General features: G+C 57.2%; 11 protein-coding genes and 4 pseudogenes. 8 read left to right on the top strand and 7 right to left on the bottom strand.

The features are described 5' to 3' along the window. Positions 1–638: 638 nt before the first annotated feature. Positions 639–734: pseudogene (locus tag IEX27_RS21495) on the top strand (hypothetical protein); the annotation flags it as partial. 90 nt (positions 735–824) lie between these two features. Here the strand turns inward: IEX27_RS21495 and IEX27_RS20385 are convergent. Together IEX27_RS20385 and IEX27_RS20380 are read right to left on the bottom strand one after the other, a co-directional pair. Beyond that, positions 825–2,896, bottom strand: a pseudogene (locus tag IEX27_RS20385) (recombinase family protein). Then, complete coding sequence (locus tag IEX27_RS20380; protein WP_188722925.1) at positions 2,883–3,062, bottom strand: hypothetical protein; 180 nt, start codon at positions 3,060–3,062, stop codon at positions 2,883–2,885. Before IEX27_RS20380 ends, IEX27_RS20385 begins: the two are co-directional and overlap by 14 nt. A 306-nt stretch (positions 3,063–3,368) precedes the next feature. Between IEX27_RS20380 and IEX27_RS20375 the strand changes: the two are divergent. After that, positions 3,369–3,598: pseudogene (locus IEX27_RS20375) on the top strand (transposase domain-containing protein); the annotation flags it as partial. Then, positions 3,598–3,903, top strand: coding sequence for a hypothetical protein (locus tag IEX27_RS21625; protein WP_308642638.1), 306 nt, complete (start codon positions 3,598–3,600; stop codon positions 3,901–3,903). The pseudogene IEX27_RS20375 and the gene IEX27_RS21625, both read left to right, overlap by 1 nt. A 298-nt stretch (positions 3,904–4,201) precedes the next feature. On the opposite strand, the gene IEX27_RS20365 is transcribed toward IEX27_RS21625, so the two are convergent. From IEX27_RS20365 to IEX27_RS20345, 5 genes and pseudogenes are all read right to left on the bottom strand, one after another. Next, positions 4,202–4,531, bottom strand: coding sequence for a DUF6634 family protein (locus tag IEX27_RS20365; protein WP_188722924.1), 330 nt, complete (start codon positions 4,529–4,531; stop codon positions 4,202–4,204). 374 nt (positions 4,532–4,905) lie between these two features. After that, positions 4,906–5,766 carry a hypothetical protein gene (locus IEX27_RS20360; protein WP_188722923.1) on the bottom strand — a complete coding sequence of 287 codons (861 nt, stop codon included), beginning with the start codon at positions 5,764–5,766 and terminating at the stop codon, positions 4,906–4,908. An 805-nt stretch (positions 5,767–6,571) separates the two neighbouring features. After that, positions 6,572–6,896, bottom strand: a pseudogene (locus IEX27_RS20355) (IS21 family transposase); the annotation flags it as partial. A gap of 285 nt (positions 6,897–7,181) precedes the next feature. Further along, the gene (locus IEX27_RS21490; protein ID WP_244630482.1) at positions 7,182–7,532 is read right to left on the bottom strand and encodes a metallophosphoesterase family protein; all 351 of its coding nucleotides are present in this window, start codon (positions 7,530–7,532) and stop codon (positions 7,182–7,184) included. 378 nt (positions 7,533–7,910) lie between these two features. Further along, entirely contained in the window at positions 7,911–8,261 is a 351-nt protein-coding gene (locus IEX27_RS20345; RefSeq protein ID WP_188722922.1) for a hypothetical protein, read from the bottom strand. A 1,006-nt stretch (positions 8,262–9,267) separates the two neighbouring features. On the opposite strand from IEX27_RS20345, the gene IEX27_RS20340 reads away from it, so the two are divergent. From IEX27_RS20340 to IEX27_RS20320, 5 genes are all read left to right on the top strand, one after another. Continuing rightward, complete coding sequence (locus IEX27_RS20340) at positions 9,268–14,370, top strand: RecQ family ATP-dependent DNA helicase (protein WP_188722921.1); 5,103 nt, start codon at positions 9,268–9,270, stop codon at positions 14,368–14,370. 370 nt (positions 14,371–14,740) lie between these two features. Beyond that, on the top strand, positions 14,741–16,021 hold the full coding sequence (locus IEX27_RS20335) for a sugar transferase (protein ID WP_188722920.1): 1,281 nt from the start codon (positions 14,741–14,743) through the stop codon (positions 16,019–16,021). Positions 16,022–16,146: 125 nt separating this feature from the next. Next, the gene (locus IEX27_RS20330; RefSeq protein ID WP_188722919.1) at positions 16,147–16,659 is read left to right on the top strand and encodes a FecR family protein; all 513 of its coding nucleotides are present in this window, start codon (positions 16,147–16,149) and stop codon (positions 16,657–16,659) included. A 159-nt stretch (positions 16,660–16,818) separates the two neighbouring features. Beyond that, positions 16,819–17,586, top strand: coding sequence for a polysaccharide biosynthesis/export family protein (locus IEX27_RS20325; RefSeq protein ID WP_188722918.1), 768 nt, complete (start codon positions 16,819–16,821; stop codon positions 17,584–17,586). Positions 17,587–17,609: 23 nt separating this feature from the next. Next, positions 17,610–18,666: GumC family protein (locus IEX27_RS20320; protein WP_244630481.1), on the top strand; the 1,057-nt coding region annotated here is incomplete at its 3' end.

Here is an 18,666-nt window from a genome sequence, read left to right as displayed (position 1 = left end):
AAGGGCGAAAATCAGTTGCCAATGGTCGTCGAAGGCATCAAATTCGCCGACGGCGTTGCCGTCACGACGACGCCAGATCAACACGCCGCCTGATCGGCCCCGTCACCCAGTTCCGACCATAGCTCCTGATGTCATCGCAACGAGAGCAAGTCTCGTCTCAGTGATTGGGCGCGATCTCAAGGGTCTGAACACGGTGCTGCAGAGCCTTTCGGCACTTGACGCCGCCGGGATTCAGCCGATTTCGGTGCAGGAATGCGGGCGAGGTGTGGACGTTCAGGTTCTCGTGAAAATGCAGGACCAGGACGAAGCCGTGCGTGTGCTCCACGCTGCATTGATTGGCGCGTCCTCAGATGTCCACCGGGCAGACCAACTGGCGGATCAAATGTCGTGTAGATATATTTACCGTGCAGTGGTTACAACCGATTGACCAAACCCTCTCGCGAGGGCGGTGCTCCCATTCGGGTGGCCCATTGCTGGGCTCACCCAATTCGACCGGGACGGCTCCGAGATCGCCGCCGAGGGTAGCGTCGCATTGCCGAATCTTATGCTGTAGAGGCCGACATCCACGATACCTCACCCGGCCAGCGCCTGTCCCCCCGGCAAGCTCGAACCGCGCCGCTGGTCCCCGCGTCAGGTGAATGGCTCAGGCACAGCGTTGCAGAGTATCCGCCAAGTCTCGGCTGGGCGAAAAGCTCACCTATATCCACAAACAATGGGACGGGTTGCAGACCTTCCTCACCGACAGTCGCGTCGAGATCGACTTCAACAGGATCGAAAATCTCGTACGACCCACTGGGACGCGTGTTTCATTATGCACTCCTTACTCAAGTATCTGTAAACATTGGAAGCGTGTCTTGATCGACAGGGCGACACGGGCGCTCCTTTCGGGCGATCGCGGCTTTTACCGCGTCGGCCGTAAGGTCCGACGTCCGGATTTGATAAGGCGCGCCTGGAACGACTTGTATGGCGGGAAGGATATTGGTCTTGATAAGGCGGCGAATGGTATGGTTCGTTACGCCAAGCGATCTGGCAGCCTCCAACATGGTCAACCATTCGCCACCTTTCTCAGCCGATAGGTAGGCATGAATGTTCCTGACACGGCGCACCGAGCTAACGCGTTTCGCGGTCCACGTTTTCCCCTGGCCTGTCGGAATGCCCATTCGATTAAGCGAAGCTGCGATATGCTCGTCAGACCAGCGGCCTGCCATGCTGCGCATGACTGCCAACGCATCGTCAGTTGTCGCGCAACCGTGTTCCCCAGTCTTGGGCTTGCGGACACGTAGTTCTGAGTGCTGGCCGCCGCGCCAGTGGATCGTGAGAACGACGTCACGAACTGTCTCATCGACATCGACAATGATATCGGCGATCAGCGTCCGCAGCAGTTGTTGACGGGCACGCATCGTCACATCTGGGGCGTTCCAGGCGGCGGACAGGTTCTCCGCCATGTTGACAAAAGAGCCTGGATCAACCTCGAAGGTTGATGTGCTTCCAACCGGCTGGCGTATTTCCAGATCTTGCACACGGCGTAACGCGGTTTCCCAGTTCTTCTCCAACTGAGCGGCGATCAGACGATTGTCGGGATCACATGCTGCGTAGCGGCGCTCGGCAAGATTAGCCTCGTAACGGGCCTGCTGGAGTTCCAGATCGAGGATCCGGCGTTGGTCGTCTTGTCTTTCCCGATGCATCCGCTCCGCCTCGAACGCGGCCTCGACTGCCAAGGGTTCTACCGCGCGTAACAGTTCGCGCGCAACAGCCGCGTCTACCCGGGGGCCACCAAAGGTCATGCACCGGGGCAAACCCATCATCAGATTGGGCTTGTCGCAGCGATAGACGGGTCGGCTTTGCGGATTTCCGGTATAGGCAACAGACAGTCGCCGCCCGCAGCGGCCACAAATCATGATGCCTGAAAGCAGCGCTCGGCCTCCTCGGCCCGATTTTACGCCGTCGGCGCGACCGTAGTTGTTGAGCGCCAACTGTTTTGGTTTCGCTCGTATTCGTCCCAACCGATGTAGCCTTCATGATGGTCCTTGATGAACACTTCCCAGGTCCCGACCGGCTTGCTGTGTCCGTAACTCCGCCGCGCGCGCCCATCGACAATGGAAGTCCGTTTTTCGCTTTTCCCGTAAACATAAACGCCCGCGTAAAAGGGATTCTTGAGCACGGAGATCACGTTGCGATAGCGGATCGGCAGCCAGGTGAAGCTGGTCATGCGCCCTTCATCGGAAGGCCGAGGGAAGTGAATCTGATCAGCCGTCATCGACAACAATACCTGCCGCGCGCTGCCAAGTTCACGGAAGCGGGTGAAGATGAGATGGATCACCTCCTGCAAGCGCAGATCAGGATCGAGTCCCAGCCCCGCTTCGCGGTGCCAGATGTAACCGAACGGAACTGACAAGCGCAGTTCGCCCCTGCGCGCTTTCGACCTGGCGGCATCGAGCATTCGTGTCCTGAGCACGCCGAGTTCGAACTCGCTGATACTGCCTTTCATGCCCAGGAGCAGGCGATCATTGGGCTGGCAGGGATTATATACGCCGTCGTGGTCAACGACCCGGGCTTCCACCAGTCCGCACAACTCCAGAAGATGGTGCCAGTCACGCCCATTTCGCGCGAGCCTTGACGCATCCTGACACAAGACAGCACCCACCTTGCCGGCGCAAAGCCATGCAACAAGCCGATCGAAGCCAGGGCGCGCCACGGTTCCGCTCGCGGATCGCCCGAGATCGTCATCGATTATCTCGACATCGATGAACCCGTGCTGGCGGGCAATATCGGCGAGATCATATTGCCGTCGCTGGCTTTCCAGGTTGGTCATGACCTGAGACTGCGACGATTGACGCACATAGACGACGGCTTTGCGCTTCAAGAGTTGTGTAGGGATCAGTTCAGTGACGTTCATCATCGAGCTCCTCGATGACTAGGCCGGCGGCCTGCATCAGAACCTGGGCAAGCGTGGTTATGGCCTCCGCCCGCTCGGCATCGTTCATTCCCTCCACTTTGCATGGTTCGAACATCAGGCTCATCTGCCTGCCCAACGTCCGCACAGGCGCGTCGTGCTGCTTCATCGATTTCCTCCCTTGCGATTCCATTATCGCTCGGGGAGTTTGTGGGAGCAGCAGTCCGCGTGACCAGCCTCTTGAGATCCAACAGCGTCGCAAGATCAACCTGCGGCTGGCCAATTCTCATATCGGCGCAGACGAGAGGATCCACTATCCAAGCTGGAATCGAGACAACGATGCCAGACGGTCCCTCCACCTTGAGAAACTGACCAGTGGCTCGCTGCTCTACTCGCCGTACGATAACCGTCCGACCGAAATGAGGGTGCCAGCGGTAGTGTACTTTCAGCTCTTGTCCGACATGGGCAGAATGAACGGGCGATGGCAATCGGAAGGAAGAATTGGTTGTTTGCCGGCTCGGATAAGGGCGGTGAGCGCATCGCCAACATCCTGACCATCATCGAACGGTCAAATTGCACGGCCAAAATCCGGAGGTGTATCTGACAGATGTCCTCGCCCGGATCCAGGATCATCCCAAGGATCGAATTGAAGACCTGCTGCCCTGGAACTGGATGCCAGCAAACCCTCGATGCGAGGCCGCCTGATGGCGCGCTCGAGGTTCATCTACACACCCAGCCAAGTTGCAGGCATGATCGGCGAGAACCTCGAACTGATCGAAGAAGTGACCGCAAACTCAGACAACATCTCCGAGGGCGAACTGGTTTACGTTAGCGATGGCACTGAAGATGGCACGAAGGGTCTGACCCAGAATGGCATCGAAGAACTTCAAAGCCTACTCGCCGACATCAGGACGTGGGACGGCGGTATCCGCGAGTTCCTCATCGACACACAGTGCGATCCTGAAATAATCGATCGCATCATCGCCGATGAGATGAAACGCGCCCTATAGCTTCCATCTCTCGACACCCGAAAAATGCGTTCGCCGGACGCTCACAGCCGATATGAGATCGCCAGCGATTACAATCGCATCGCAATCGGGCGCTTGCTCTCGTGTTGGATAAGCCACTTGCTGCTGTTCAGAATGGACGTCAGACCAGATCCACAGTCTCATACGTATCCCCCTTGCCCAGATTTCCGAGTTGATTTCTTTTCAGATTTTCCATGACGCACAGCGGGGTCTCAGGAAAGACGCGCAGTGCCCCCCAAATGGTCATGCCTGTTGATGTGGTTACCAGTTCGTCCGCCGGTTAAGCGTCGGTGGCTTTTTCTCCGAGCCGGTAAAAGCGGCTGAATGTGCGCGCATAATTTCTGTCGAGATCGATAAGCCAAACCTCGGAAGTAATGCCATTGGGCACAAGGCTGCCAAGGCGGGGGTGCTCCACTAAAGTGCCCGCAAGACAAGTAGCGGGGCGCGCACTCAGCTTCCAATTCGTGATCGCCGGTGAGGTATCCAGTTGCTGCATACTCGGATAACAACCGTTCAATATCATCTCCAGATCATCAGCCAGACTCCGAAGCGAGGTGATTTCAGTTTTGAGGCGTTCACGGTTGTATTTGCCGTTTTTGATGATGGTCATGGACTGTTCCTGATGAATGATGAAAAATGAGGGCGTTCGTGCGCGCAGTGCAGCTACGCGCACGTGGATCGACACTTCAGAAATCCGGTGCATTGGTGTGCTTGCCGGGAACGCTCAACACATTCGGCCAGGAGTATGCCGAACGTTTATGAGTGCAGCAGATGCTCCGGAAGCGTAACTCCAACCTTGGCATAGCTCTGCTGCTCCCCCCGATGGTCGTTGGGTGCCTTGTTGAGAACGGGGCAGTCCGCCTTCCAGCAAAGGGGCGATCAGCGCATCAGCGGGTACTTTATGCGCCAGCACTTGGCGGGTCTGCCGTGGCGCAGGCTCATAAGCTTCACACGTGCTCATCGAGACCCTTGTAATCATGTCCGTCAGGGTGACTCAGATCGGGGCGTCAAAATCCGGTAGTTCGGCTTATGCAGGCTGTCGATTGCCTGGAGCGCAATCTCGACAAACGCTTCATCGATCAATCGCTCCTGGTCCGCCTGCGATTTGGCGAATACGTCTCCAAGCCACAGGGTCACTTCCTCACGAAGAGCCTCTTGCACGTTGAGAGCTTTATCGGCGAGGCCTGGTTTGCCGATCAGTCGATCAAGATCAGCAAGCGCCCAAATGCCATCTTCAACAAGACTATCGTTGAGTAGCGGGTCGATCAGCGCGAATTCGCAAAGGGCGTCTTCAATGCCGAAGTATTGCCGCCCCAGCCGGTCCCAAAGGCATGCCCCGAAGGTTGCTTCTCCATACCACTTGCCAAGCGCGCCTTCCTGCGCGGCGACGCCGTACAGCATATGGATGGCGCGCAGCCGGTTCTGCTCTGGCTCATAAATAAGCAGATCGAAAGCATAGGGGCCGGGCGGCAGTTCCTGGCGGATCCGGGGGACGTCGATTTCGCTCAGCGTGGCTTTTGTTGCGACCGAATCAATGACATGTTCGAATGTATCCCGCGTCAGGGGCTGGGGGCGCGACAGTTGGATCTCCTTGCCGGCCGTGTCTTGCCCGTTGACCATTGCTTCTTCGATCACTCCGATGATCTTTTCGCCCTCGTTCCAAAGCGAATAGCGCGTTATCAAGTCGCAGAGCTCACGTTTCTTGCTCGCCCGATCTTGAGCGTAATCAATGGAGTGCAGAAGGAGTGCCAGGTTTGATGACACGTTTGCTTCGCGCTCGAAATTGCGCAGGGGAATCTTGTTTTTGACGAAGTCAATGTAGCCAATAATCGTTTCTGCGAACATGGTTTCTCCTTCTCCGACAGGGTTGTTCTGTCTGGAGCCAGTGGATGTGAGAGACCGACCGCACACGTGCTATCCGTGCGCAGTACCAGTCGTTGAAGACAGCCGAGGATCAGGCGTTGCGCGTCTGCGCACGCTTGGAACGGCTAAAAATCAAAACAGGGAGTTCGTGCAGCTAGCATGCAGCGAACGCGCAGGAAGCGGGATTTATTTCCGCGATTGGACCATCAGGGAAGCATTCCCCACAGGAGATGGATCTTTTATTTGAACGCGAGTATCGATAAGGAAGGACACAGGCTTGGCTCCCGCTAGATAGGGCTGAGTTCAGCCTCCATCCTGGTGCTGGAACACTAGGATGGAGGCGCCTGATTGATCAGGCAAGGGGACTATTGCAGGATCTTGTTTGGCCTGCAAGGATCCCTCCTTGAAAAAGATATCAAACCGCCACTTTTATCTAAGTCCCGGATATCACCGGCTTTTTCTCGTTCGCAGGAATAGTGCGAAACGCAGTAGCCATAGGCATTTTGCATCTAGCGAGAGCCTAAGCCCGCACGTGAAAGTTATCCACAGGCCCGTCGTTATGAGAGCTCTACAGCCGTAGTAGGCAATGATCGTGCACCGATCTCAGATCGGCGATATGCAAATGGAACAGCACAAACAAGAGGGGGTTTGACCCACAATTGGCTTCAGATAACGGATGCCCTTCGGCCTCGAGAAGGGCCAACTACAGGAGCTTGGGACCGCGTGATCGTGCCAGTGCGGCCTGCGATTGCAGACAGGAACCTGGGAGCAGGCCATCCTTCCCGATCATGCGGCGCTCAAATGTGCAACGGATCCCTGCCGACAACTCTGGATGTCGCCGCAACATCTCATCGTAAAGCGGCGACCGCGCGGATACCGGGAGCGGCTTCGAGGAGAGGAACAACCTCCGCATCGAATACGTGCTCAAGCGGATCGGGGCGACGGCGGCCGCGGGAGGTCTTGTCTGCAATGCAAGCCGGGCTTCCTTCTCAAGGCGGTACGCCGTTGCCCGGCTCACGGATGCTTTCGTGCTCGCGACTTCAACAGTATGCGTTTGTTGATACTTCATGAATAATCATCATCTGATGATCGATTGCATGGCGACCCGGCACAAAGTGGCTCTCCTCCTGAAAGTCACCAACATAGCCGGTCAACCGTGATCATGAGACGCTGAAACTTTGCGCCGCAGCGGGAATGCATCTTCGGTTAGGCTACGCCTTTCCTCAGATCCATCCCCGCCGCAGAGTCTCATCCTCAATTACGCTGAATCTCACCTGGATTGTCCCTGTGCACTTGAAATCCGATTCATGTGCAAACGGCGTTTTCAGGAGTAATGGGGAGAATACAGCACAAAGCTGCAAACGGCGTTTGCTCAAGCCAGGTCGGGGAGGGCGGTTCTAGGAGGTCTCGCCGGCGGGAAGAATGCTCATCAGCTCGCGCAAGGTGCGGGGCTGGAAGGCGACGTCCGGGCAGCCGACGTCGCGGGACATACCGAAGTGCGGAATCGTGTTGTGGCTATGGCCATAGAAGTGGATCGCCCCATTGTGCTGTACCGGCCATGTGCGGTGGGCGTAGTGGCTCAGAAAGACCCTTTGGCACTCATCCCTCGTTGCAAGGGTCGCAGTCGGAGGCTGCTCCCAGTCGAGCGCAAGGATGTGCGGTTTGACGTCCGACCCTCCGCGGACATCATGGTTGCCCAGGATCAGGTACTTCCGGCCTTTCAGGCGATTGAAATGGAGCGCACACAATCAGCATCGCCAAGAGCGAAATCCCCAAGGTGGAATACGATATCATTGTCGCCAACTACCGCGTTCCAGCGCTCGATCAAGTGCTTATCCATTTCGCTTACAGACGCGAAGGGACGGTTGCAGTAGCGGAGAATGGCTTCGTGTCCGAAGTGTATTGCTGAGGTAGAATTTCAGGACGAACTGGGAAGCGGAAGGGTTGTGACATGGCATTGGCTCAGATAGCTGAAACGATCGCGTGGGGGCGTTCAATTCGCTATGTATATCGAGAGCCTTGTCATGCCTACTTGTGCCTCTAACTTATGTTAGCAGGATAGCAGATACAGCTCTGTATCGGCAAGCCTGCTGACCTTAGCGCCGTGACAACTGACCATCGTCCCTTCAGCTCTTCTTCGTGCCGTCGGTGCCCCCATCACCGGGCCTTCTCCGCAGATGCATCTTGCGACGGAAATCCCATTTTCCTTTTGTATATTTCTCGATCAGGTTTTCGATGACATCAAGCGAAGCATTCTGATCGAACCCTTGTTCAGTCAGCGGCTCCGCTATAACTTCGATCAGACGCCCAACGTCCTGACCTCCCTTCTTGTCAGCATTCATGATCATGAGGTGGAGGCAGACTCTTGCAACGTCATCGCGGCCAGGCCTGCGCTCAGCGCGCATTCGATCCCTATATTCCTTTTGATAGTCGCGCTGCGTGCGCAACTTCTCTTGCTCATTCTTGCTTTTTCCCATGGCGAAACTCCGTGTTGCCTGATGTTTCTGACCATGATGAGCTCAAAGGTTGTCGGCGCAAAAAGATTTTTTTACCTTTTACACCATCCAGAAAACGACGTTTACAGTTGAATCGGGAATATCGAACTATGTAACGTTGCCATAAAACTTTGAATCGGAAATCTGGAATTCTGAATCGGACTACAGCAATTTTTTTACATTGCAGACAACTTGAAATCCATTTCCTGCAATTTTCGGCACATTGCCCGCAATGTTCGGCAACATGTGGGGAAGGTGTCTTGATTTAGAATGGCGTTCGTTGCCGGACCGGGTCTGCAGGTTGCGCCCGCGCGTGGAGTAGCTAACGGCGTTTGGTATTGAATCGCTTTTCACGACCTCCCTACGTGGCGAAAGACCACTGCCTCCCGCATCCACGCCATCACGGAAACGGCGTCTCCTTAACGATTGAAAAACAACCCTAGGGGAGGGGCTAACCGCTAGATTATAACGCGCACACCGGCAGATTGGGGATCATCAAGCCTCGTCATCTCCAGCCCACCGGCTCCCCTGACTTTTCGCCGCTTCCGTAAACGACGTTTGCAGCTGAATCCGAAATCTCGAGTTTTGTAACGTTCTCATGGAACCCTGAACCGAGAATCCAGGATTCTGAATCCAATTACAGCAATTTTTTTCAAGTTGCGGGCACTTTGAGATCAATTGCCTGCAGGTTACAGCAACTGGCCTGCAACTCATGCCGACGTGCCTGAAAAGTGTCTCAACTCGAAGGGGTGCTGGCGGTCCTAAGCGATCGTGGCGCGTGCTTTCGCTGAGAGCAATAAACGACGTTTGCCGCTGAAACACTTCTCGCCATCAAAGGCTCCCAGTGGACATGGGACGGCAATCCGCGATGTATTGTTGGCGCATGGTCCGCGCGGGCGGACCAAGACGCAAGTTGCACATTGACCTTCGGTTGCTGACATGACCATTATCCCGAATTATTTCAAATGGATACTTTTGCCGCCTTCGAATGACCGAGTTGTTCCGACCCCTCCTGCAGCGTTGCATATCCCTCGATCTAGAAGTGGACCCATCAACCGCCAAGATTTTCGCCTTTGCCGCCGTACTGGATGATGATCGGGAACCAATACTTGCGAAGAGGAACAATCTCGAAGCAGCGCTGGACCGGCTGGAATTGGAAGCGGCCGGAGCAGAACACCTGCTGGGGCACAATATTCTGCGGCATGACCTACCTCAGCTGGCTGCGGTACGACCGAAGCTTGCAGACCTTTCCAAGTCTGCAATTGACACCCTCTGGCTAAATCCGCTCGCCTTTCCGCGTAGTCCCTATCATCACCTCGTCAAGCACTACCATGACGGGCGTTTGCAGGCGGGCCATGTCAACAATCCGGAACTCGACGCACGCCTTGTTTTTCAAGTGTTGCGAAACCAACTGGACGCCTTGGTGAAGCTGAATGCTGAACAGTCGGAGGCCGTGACGGCGTATCATTTCCTGACCACGAGGATGGAAAACTCCGGCGGTTTTGATGCAGTGTTCCAGCTTGTTCGGGGGAGTGCTGTTCCTGGTCGGGATGAGGCCGAGGCGGCGCTTTCCAGGTTGCTGGCAGAGCGCGGCTGCGGAAGGCGTATCGAGCAGGTGTTAGCCCGTCTTTCAAGCCCGCGGCTCGGTTGGCCGATGGCCTATGCCTTGTCGTGGATACTGGTGGCGGGTGGAGATTCCGTCATGCCGCCCTGGGTACGGGCTCAGTTCCGCGAGTCCGCATTGATCGTGCGGCATCTGCGCGACAGCAATTGCAAGTCCCCGGACTGTACCTGGTGCAGCGAGAAGAACGATCCGGTTCGCGCATTGTTGAAATGGTTCGGGTTTGACTCCTTCCGAGCGGAGCCTGTCGACGATTTTGGCCGACCGTTGCAGGAAAGGATTGTGGACGAGACGATGAGCAGCTCGAGTGTCCTCGGCATTCTGCCGACGGGCACAGGCAAGTCCGTATGCTACCAGGTTCCAGCTCTCTCGAAGTTCGAAAAGACAGGGGCGCTTACGGTGGTGATCTCGCCGCTCGTGGCACTGATGGCCGATCAGGTGCAGGGCATGGAGAGGGCTGGCATCTCGTCGGCGGTTACTGTCAACGGTATGCTGTCGCTGCCGGAACGGCAGGATGCACTGGATCGGGTTCGCCTGGGTGAAGCAGCAATTCTGTTGATCTCGCCGGAACAGCTGCGAAGCACTTCTGTTCGCTCCGTCCTCGCTCAACGGGAAATCGGCCTCTGGGTGCTGGATGAGGCACATTGTGTCTCGAAATGGGGTCATGATTTCCGTCCCGACTACCGATACGTCAGCCGCTTCATCACGGAGTCGGCGGGTGATGAGGAGCCCCCACCAGTACTCTGCTTGACCGCTACCGCGAAACCGGAAGTCGTAAGGGATATCCGCGAGCACTTTCATTCACGGATCGGCCGCGAATTGATGCTCTTGGACGGCGGTGCGGTCCGCACCAACCTCAGTTTTGAAGTTCGTTCGACCCAGCGCGCTACGAAACTGGCGGACATCCTGGACGTGATAGAGGCCAAGTTGCCAAAGGAGGGGGCCTCCGGTGCGGTCGTATATTGCGCCACTCGCAGTGAGACGCAGCGCGTCGCCGATTTCCTTAAACAGCAAGGATTGCTGGCGGAGCGCTTCCACGCTGGACTGACGCCGGAGGAAAAGCGCGATATCCAGGAGCGGTTTCGCATCGGCGAATTGCGGATCATTGCTGCAACCAATGCATTCGGCATGGGAATCGACAAGCCGGACATCCGTCTGGTGGTGCACGGAGACATACCCGGATCGCTCGAGAACTATCTTCAAGAAGCGGGGCGCGCCGGACGCGATCGTGCCCACGCCAATTGCGTGTTGCTTTATGCTGCTGAAGACGTCGAGCGACAGTTCTCGCTTTCGGCGCGTTCGCGTCTGGCCCGGCATGAAATCGGGGCGATTCTGAAGGCTCTTCGACGGCTCGATGAGCGCACGAAGAAGACCGGCACTGTGGTCGCGACCTCCGGAGAGGTCGTTCGGGCTGAAAGCGATGAAGAGTTCGAACGCAATAGCTCGACTGAAGACACAAGGGTGAAAACAGCAGTCTCCTGGCTGGAAGAAGCCGCTCTGCTGACACGCGAGGAGAACAAGGTACAGGTCTTCCCCTCGTCACTAAGAATCCGCAACTTTGAAGAGGTCGAGGCCATCCTTGCCAAAGCCCAGATTACCGGCGTCCGGCGCAGGCAGCTGCTCGACATCACTCGCCATCTTATGAATGCGCCCGCGGATCAGGGCATCAGCACTGACGAGTTGGCAGGTGTCAGTGGATTGACCGGCGGAATGCTGAACAAGGCGCTGGCCGATCTTGAAGCGCTTGGGATCGCCCGCAACGATGTGGTCGTCACGAGTTTTGTCCATGTTGCGGTCGAGGGACATTCACAGCAACGCCTGGCGGAAGCGGTAAGATTGGAGAACGCTCTGATCTCCCTGATGCGTGAAGCAGCGCCCGACGCAGAGGATGCGGGAGGCATCCCACTGCATCTCGCGGAAACCTGTCAGGCACTTCGTAACCAGGGACACGCATCCGTCCGACCCGACGTCGTGGAAAAGCTGCTGCGTAGCATGGGCCGCGACGGACGTGATCTGGATGGCGGAAAGGGCAACCTGCGGCCGCGTAGAGCATCCCGCAACACACTGATCGTGACGCTGCAACGGACCTGGCAGGTGCTGGAGCAGACGGCGCGCCTTCGGCACCAGGCTGCGGAGCTCTTGCTCAAGCATTTCCTCGGAACACTGGCCAAGGGAAGCCGTGGCAAGGATATTCAGGTCGAAACCACGATGGGCGACCTTCTTGCTTCCCTGACCGGGGACGCGTTCCTGCGCAGCAGCGGTATCCAGGACATGACGAAGCTGATGGACCGCTCACTCTTGTGGCTTCATGAGCAGGAGGTCATGACGCTGGGTAAGGGCCTTACCATCTTCCGGCAGGCGATGACGATCCATCTCAATCACTCGGGGGGCCAGTTCACCGTCAAGGATTTTGCTCCGCTGGAAGAGCACTATTCCGAACAGACGATCCAGACACATGTGATGGCCGCCTATGCCGAAAAGGGGCTGACCAAGATGGACCATGCGCTCCGGCTGACCGAAGATTACTTCGTGCTGGAGCGGGACGCTTTCCTGCGCCGCTGGATGCCAGGAAAGAGCAGCGAGATCCGGCGGCAGACGACGGGTGCGTCATGGAAAGCGATCGTCGAGGGACTGAAGAACCCCGTTCAGCAGGAAATTGTCACTGATGACCGCGAACAGACCAATGTGCTGGTTCTGGCTGGACCGGGTTCTGGCAAGACGCGCGTTCTGGTGCATCGCATTGCCTACCTGATCCGCGTCCGACGTGAGAACCCAGGCGGCATCCTGGTGCTGACCTACAATCGTCACGCCGCTGCCGAGATACGGATCCGGCTGCGGCACCTGATCGGCGATGATGCCAATCCAGTCACGATCTCAACCTGTCACGCCCTTGCAATGCGCCTCGTGGGTGCGAGTTTTGCGGGAACGGCGGCTGAAGCTAAGCGCGATTTCGATGGAATCGTCATGGAGGCCGTACGACAGCTGAACGGGGAGGGGCTGAGCAAGCTGGAAGCCGAGGCGCAGCGTGAGACACTTATCCAGGGATACCGCTGGATCCTGGTGGATGAGTACCAGGATATCGGCCCTGAGGAATATGCGTTGATCTCGGCGGTGGCTGGTCGCTCGCTTGAGGACAAGGATCTTCGATTGAGCCTGTTTGCGGTTGGCGATGATGACCAGAACATCTACGCCTTCGCTGGAGCCTCTATCGACTTCATCCGACAGTTCGAGGCCGACTATCACGCCCGCCCGCAATACCTGATCGAGAACTACCGCTCAACGAAGCACATCATTGAAGCGGCAAACGCAGTCATAGCGTCTGCGGCGGCACGCATGAAAGCGGGACACGACATCACGATCGACCGCAACCGGCGCACCGAACCTCCGGGGAGAGAACTGGAGGCGCTTGACTCTGTGGCCCATGGCCGGGTGCAACTACTGGACTGTCCACCAGGAGACGTGGCGCAGGCGGTTGCTGCCGTCGATGAACTCGTCCGGCTATCGAAACTTGATCCGGATTGGAGCTGGACGCGCGCAGCTGTCATCGCGCGCGACTGGCGGCGGCTTGCCCCGGTACGTGCCTATGCGGAAACGCTGGGTATCCCGGTGGAGACGGCGAATGAGAGTATGCCAAGCATCTGGCGTCTGCGTGAGATGCAGCAGTTCATCGATGCAGTGAAACGTGAGCCAGCCCGTTCGCTGAGCGTCCATGATCTTATCATCTTCCTGAACGCCATACCGTCGAATCGCTGGACGGACCTGATTGGCGAGGGCATCGCCGCGCTGGCAAAGGAACTCTCAAGCAAGACCATGCCCGTGCCGGACATGGTGGAATGGTTCGCCGAATGGGCGCGCGATGTACGCAGCGAACAGCGGGGACTCCTGCTGTTGACAGCCCACCGTTCAAAGGGGCTGGAGTTCGATGACGTCGTCATTCTGAATGGAGGCTGGGACAGACCGTCACGAAATGAGGATGCTGACGCGCCGCGCCGCCTGTTCTACGTGGCCATGACCAGGGCAAGACGCAGCCTCGCGATCATGACCTCGGGCCAGCATCCCTTTGTCCCGCCGGACGCAGACTGGGTCTTGCGCCGAAGCGCTCCTGTCATCAGCGGTTTCACCAGTCTCCCGACTGCGCTCTACCAGATGCCTGACCTGAAGACCGTGGACTTGTCATGGGCAGGGCGACTTGGATCCAGTCATGCTTCCCTGAATGCTATCGCGTCAGCAAGGGTGGGGGACGCTCTGCAGCTACGCCGCGAGGGCGATGTGTGGATAATAGAGGACGCTCAAGGACGTTTGCTTGGCCGTATGGCGAGGAGCTGGTCACCTCCAGAAGGGCGCAACCTCGCGCGCGGTGAGATCGGTGCCATCGTGCGTTGGCGCAAGTCCGACTGCCAGGAGGAGTACAGGGAGCGCATCCGTCGGGAGGTATGGGAAGTCGTGGTGCCGGAATTGGTTTTCAGCTGACAAGAAGCACCTCAACGGGCGACCAATGCGAACATGCGCAGGCATATGAAACCTCAATTGGAAAGTGCCTTTAATGCAACAGTCGACGGGAACATGGATTGTTAGAGGACGCTTGAATACCGAAAATAATTATTTATTACAATCGTTTAATGGCTTGCTACGCCCGCCGCCCCTTTGGTTGGTTGCACTTTCTAGAAATTGGGGATGGACATGAGCGCTGACTGCTTGCATATAGGCCGGAATTATACTGCGAAGGTATCAGACCGTGCAATAGCGTTCTGTAGTTGTTGAACATGCAGAATTTTCGGTCCACCCCATCGGTTCACTCAGACGACCAGCGGGGCTTAGGTAACCTTTAGGCGCGCTTGATATGTATCATTACGTCAGCACAATAGGGCATAAACGACATCCACTCTCGCGACGTCGATACCAGTTGTTAGGAGGGCTGGCGTTTGCGATCGGTTTGCCCTTGCTCGTACGTATGGCCGCCGATCCGGCTGTGCTATTCTCGCGGAACCATCAAGTAACAATCATTGCCGCGGCCTTTGCCCATTGTCTGGGATATCTTACATATCGACGGCTTGGAACCTTCCCGGGTGTATCTGCCTCCAGCAACATATTGCCGACATTTGCGCTCGCTTATGGGTCAGTCTTTCTGGCCATCTTCCTGCTGCGGCTTGACTATAGCCGTTTTCAGGCCATTGGCTCGTTCACGTGCTCAATTCTTTGGTATTTCGGCCTCAATCTTTTTGTAAACCGGCTGGAGCCATACAGGCTGGCCATAGTTCCTGAAGGAGATGTTGAGCGGCTCTCCAAGGTTGGAGGGGTTGATTGGCAAGTACTTGCTTCACCCAGTGGGGCCTTTACCGCTGTTCACGGGGTCGTGGCCGACTTGCGTGCGAATTTGCCGCCATCGTGGGAGCGGTTCATAACGAAATGTGTGCTCTCCGGATTACCTGTCTACCACGTCAAGCAGGTAATGGAATCGCTGACGGGCCGGGTGGAGATTGAGCATCTATCCGAGAACACCTTGGGTTCGCTGAACCCTAACCAGGCCTACTTGCAGCTTAAACAGATCATCGACTGGTTCGCAGCGCTCGTGGTGCTGATCCTTGCCTCGCCATTGCTCCTGATTCTTGCTGGCGCGATCAGGCTTGAGTCGCGGGGCCCGGCCCTGTTCAAGCAGAAGCGGGTTGGCTACCGCGGCAAAATTTTCACCGTTTACAAGTTTCGCACGATGCGGCAGGAGCAGGCGGGTGACGCTTCGGCCAAGGACCTGGCGATCACCCGAGAGCACGATCCCCGTATTACACGGTTTGGGAACATTCTGCGCCGAACTCGTCTCGACGAAATGCCGCAGCTGCTTAACATCCTGCGCGGCGAGATGAGCTGGATCGGTCCCCGCCCAGAAGCGGAAGTCTTGTCACGTTGGTACGATGCCGAACTGGCCTTCTATCCCTACCGGCACATCGTCCGGCCGGGCATCACAGGTTGGGCGCAGGTCAACCAAGGACACGTAGCTGCCGTCGATGATGTTCATGAGAAGCTGCAATACGATTTCTACTACATCAAGAACATTTCGCCCTGGCTCGATCTCGTCATCGTTTTGCGCACAATCCGGATCATGGCAACAGGCTTCGGCGCGAAGTGACGGACCAATAACCAATTGTTAGCTGGAAAAGAGCCAATTGATACTTCGCTACACTGTGCTTAAGCCGTTGCGATCAAAAGGGCTCGGAGGGCAGAGACCAACCCTAGCGAGAAGGAAAAAGCAATATGACGATTCTTCCGAAGCTTCTTGAAGGACTTTGTTCGCGTCTGATTTTGGGTTTCTGCATTTCTGCTGTTGGTGTGTCAGGAACAGCCTTTGCACAAGAGTGTGGCTGTTCAGTTCCGTTGGCAAATTTACCAACAACTCAGGTGGTCGGGCAGCTTTCAGCTACCTCTGGTCCAGTTAGTGTGCTCGGAGCGAACGGTTGGGTTCCTGCCTCGGCAGGTACGCAGCTCTCACTTGGTTCGCAAATCGAGACAGGTGCTGGTGGTACTGCGTTGCTGACAATGGCAGGCTGTTCGCTTAATATTGACGCGCAGGCAGCTGTAAGCCTGGTTGTTGCGGATCAAGCCTTATGTGTCGCGGTAGAAAGCACGACTCCAGTCGGAGGCGGAGGCAATGGTGTCGCCAACGCACCGGTCAACAACCCGATCGTGATGGGAATTGCTGGAGGGGTATTCGGCACAGCGGGTGCGATCGCAATTGCTACTGAAGATGATCGTCCGGCTAGCCCTTGAAACACCCGGAAGGAAAAAAGGGGCAGATTTGTGTGGGATCAGCCCGTTTTCAGGGTGAGTTGATTTGCAACCTGGGTTACCCAAAGACGTGCTGCTTCAGTCGCAGTCAAGCCGCGTATGAAGTCGGTACGACTGGGTCGCTTGTCGATTGGATAAAAAATGCATAGCTTGCTGACATTCCGCTCTCTGATCGCCGGCGTTCTGGCTTGCGGCTTTGCTGTTCTGGCGGGTTGCTCGACAAGCAGCGTCATGACGCCCGAAGGCGGCACGTCGTCCGGCATGGCGAACCTGGCGCCGGGTGCGGGGGATGCGACGCTGCGCGTTGTGGCTGATCTTCCGCCGCCGCCGGCAGCGGCGAATGGTGTGGCACAGCCCGTCTCCATTTCGGACATCATCGAGGTTTCGGTCTTCCAGGTGCCGGACCTGTCGCGCACCGTGCAGGTCGACGATGCCGGCAACATCAATCTGCCGCTGATCGGTCAGGTTCCAGCTGCCGGAAAGTCGGTGCAGGCGCTGCAGCTCGACATCCAGGCCGCCTACGGCCGCAATTATCTTCAGTCGCCGAGTGTGTCGGTGCTGGTCAAGGAATCGGCTGCCCGTCGCGTGACGGTGGATGGCGAGGTGAAGCGCGCCGGCGTCTTCCCGCTGCCGACGTCCTCGTCGCTGCTGGATGCGATTGCGCTGGCCGGCGGCTTCAGCCCCGTTGCGGATCCGGCCAAGGTCTATGTCTTCCGCCAGGTCGGCGACATCAAATATGTCGCCAATTACAACGTGGACGACATTCGTCGTGGCGCACGGCCGAGCCCTTCGGTCTATGGCGGCGACGTGGTCGTTGTCTTCGCGTCGAGTTCGCGCGTCGCATTGCAGAATCTGAAGGAAGTTTTGGGCGTCGCATCGACCGGCGCCCGGCTTGCCACTGTTCCGTGATTGAATGCTTTAAGGCTGTTTGAATGTTGGATCGACCCGGCGGCGCGCTGCCAAACGACAGATATCTCGCCCAGTATGAGGGCAGCCGGCAACTTGTGGATCCGGTCAACTACCAGCCTTACGGCTATGCGGAGGCTGAGCGCGAGAGCCTGTTTGATCCGCTGAAGCTGCTGTTCCTGCTCATCCAGTACCGCTGGCTGATTGCCTTCCTGCTCGCCTGTGCGGTGGTGGTCGGCACGATCGTCACCTTCATGATGACGCCGGTCTACCAGTCGCAGGTCCGGCTGGAGATCATGACGCCATCGGCCCGCGTCTTCCAGGACCTGGAGGTGGTAAGCGAATCCTCCGACGTCCGCGCCTTCCAGACGGCGCGCGAGAAGATCATGAGCCGGGCGCTGGCGCAGCGCGTGGTCTATGAGCTGGGCCTTGCCGACAAGCCTGACTTCCTCTATCCGGCGCCGAACTTCTCGCCGGTCAACATCCTGAACCGCGCCTTCGGCCTGAACCTCGGCCAGGAACTGACGGATCCGAGCCCCGAAGCTCGCGAAAATCTCGCCATCCGACGCGTACTGGACAACTTGTCGGTCAACCTGGTGCCCAACACCAGCCTGCTCGCGATCTCGTTCCGCGACCAGAAGCCGGAATATGCCCGCGACGTCAGCAACCAGATTGCAAAAAGCTACATCGACCAGCGTGTCGACCAGACCGGCCAGACCTCGGAGCTTGCCCGCCAGTTCATCCAGGAACAGGTGATCCAGGTCAAGGAACGCCTGCAGGAGTCCGAGAAGGCACTGGTGGACTATGCCCGCCAATCCGGCATCTCGGTCTCCGGTGATGAAAAGTCGCTGATTGCCTCCAATATTGAGTCTATCAACACTGCTCTGTCCAAGGCCATCGAGGCTCGCCTCGACAGCGATGTGCTGCTGAGCCAGATCGATGCCGGTCGCGGCGAGAGCATCGAGCAGGTGATCGGCAGCGAGCCGCTGCAGAAGATCCGCGCCAGCATCGTCGAGCTGCAGGCGGAGTATCAGCAGAAGCTTTCCACCTTCAAGCCGGGCTTCCCCGAGATGCAGCAGCTGC

The sequence above is a fragment of the Nitratireductor aestuarii genome, assembly GCF_014641695.1.
In the GTDB taxonomy this organism is placed as follows: Bacteria; Pseudomonadota; Alphaproteobacteria; order Rhizobiales; family Rhizobiaceae; genus Chelativorans; species Chelativorans aestuarii.
This window is presented reverse-complemented; position numbering and strand designations above follow the sequence as displayed.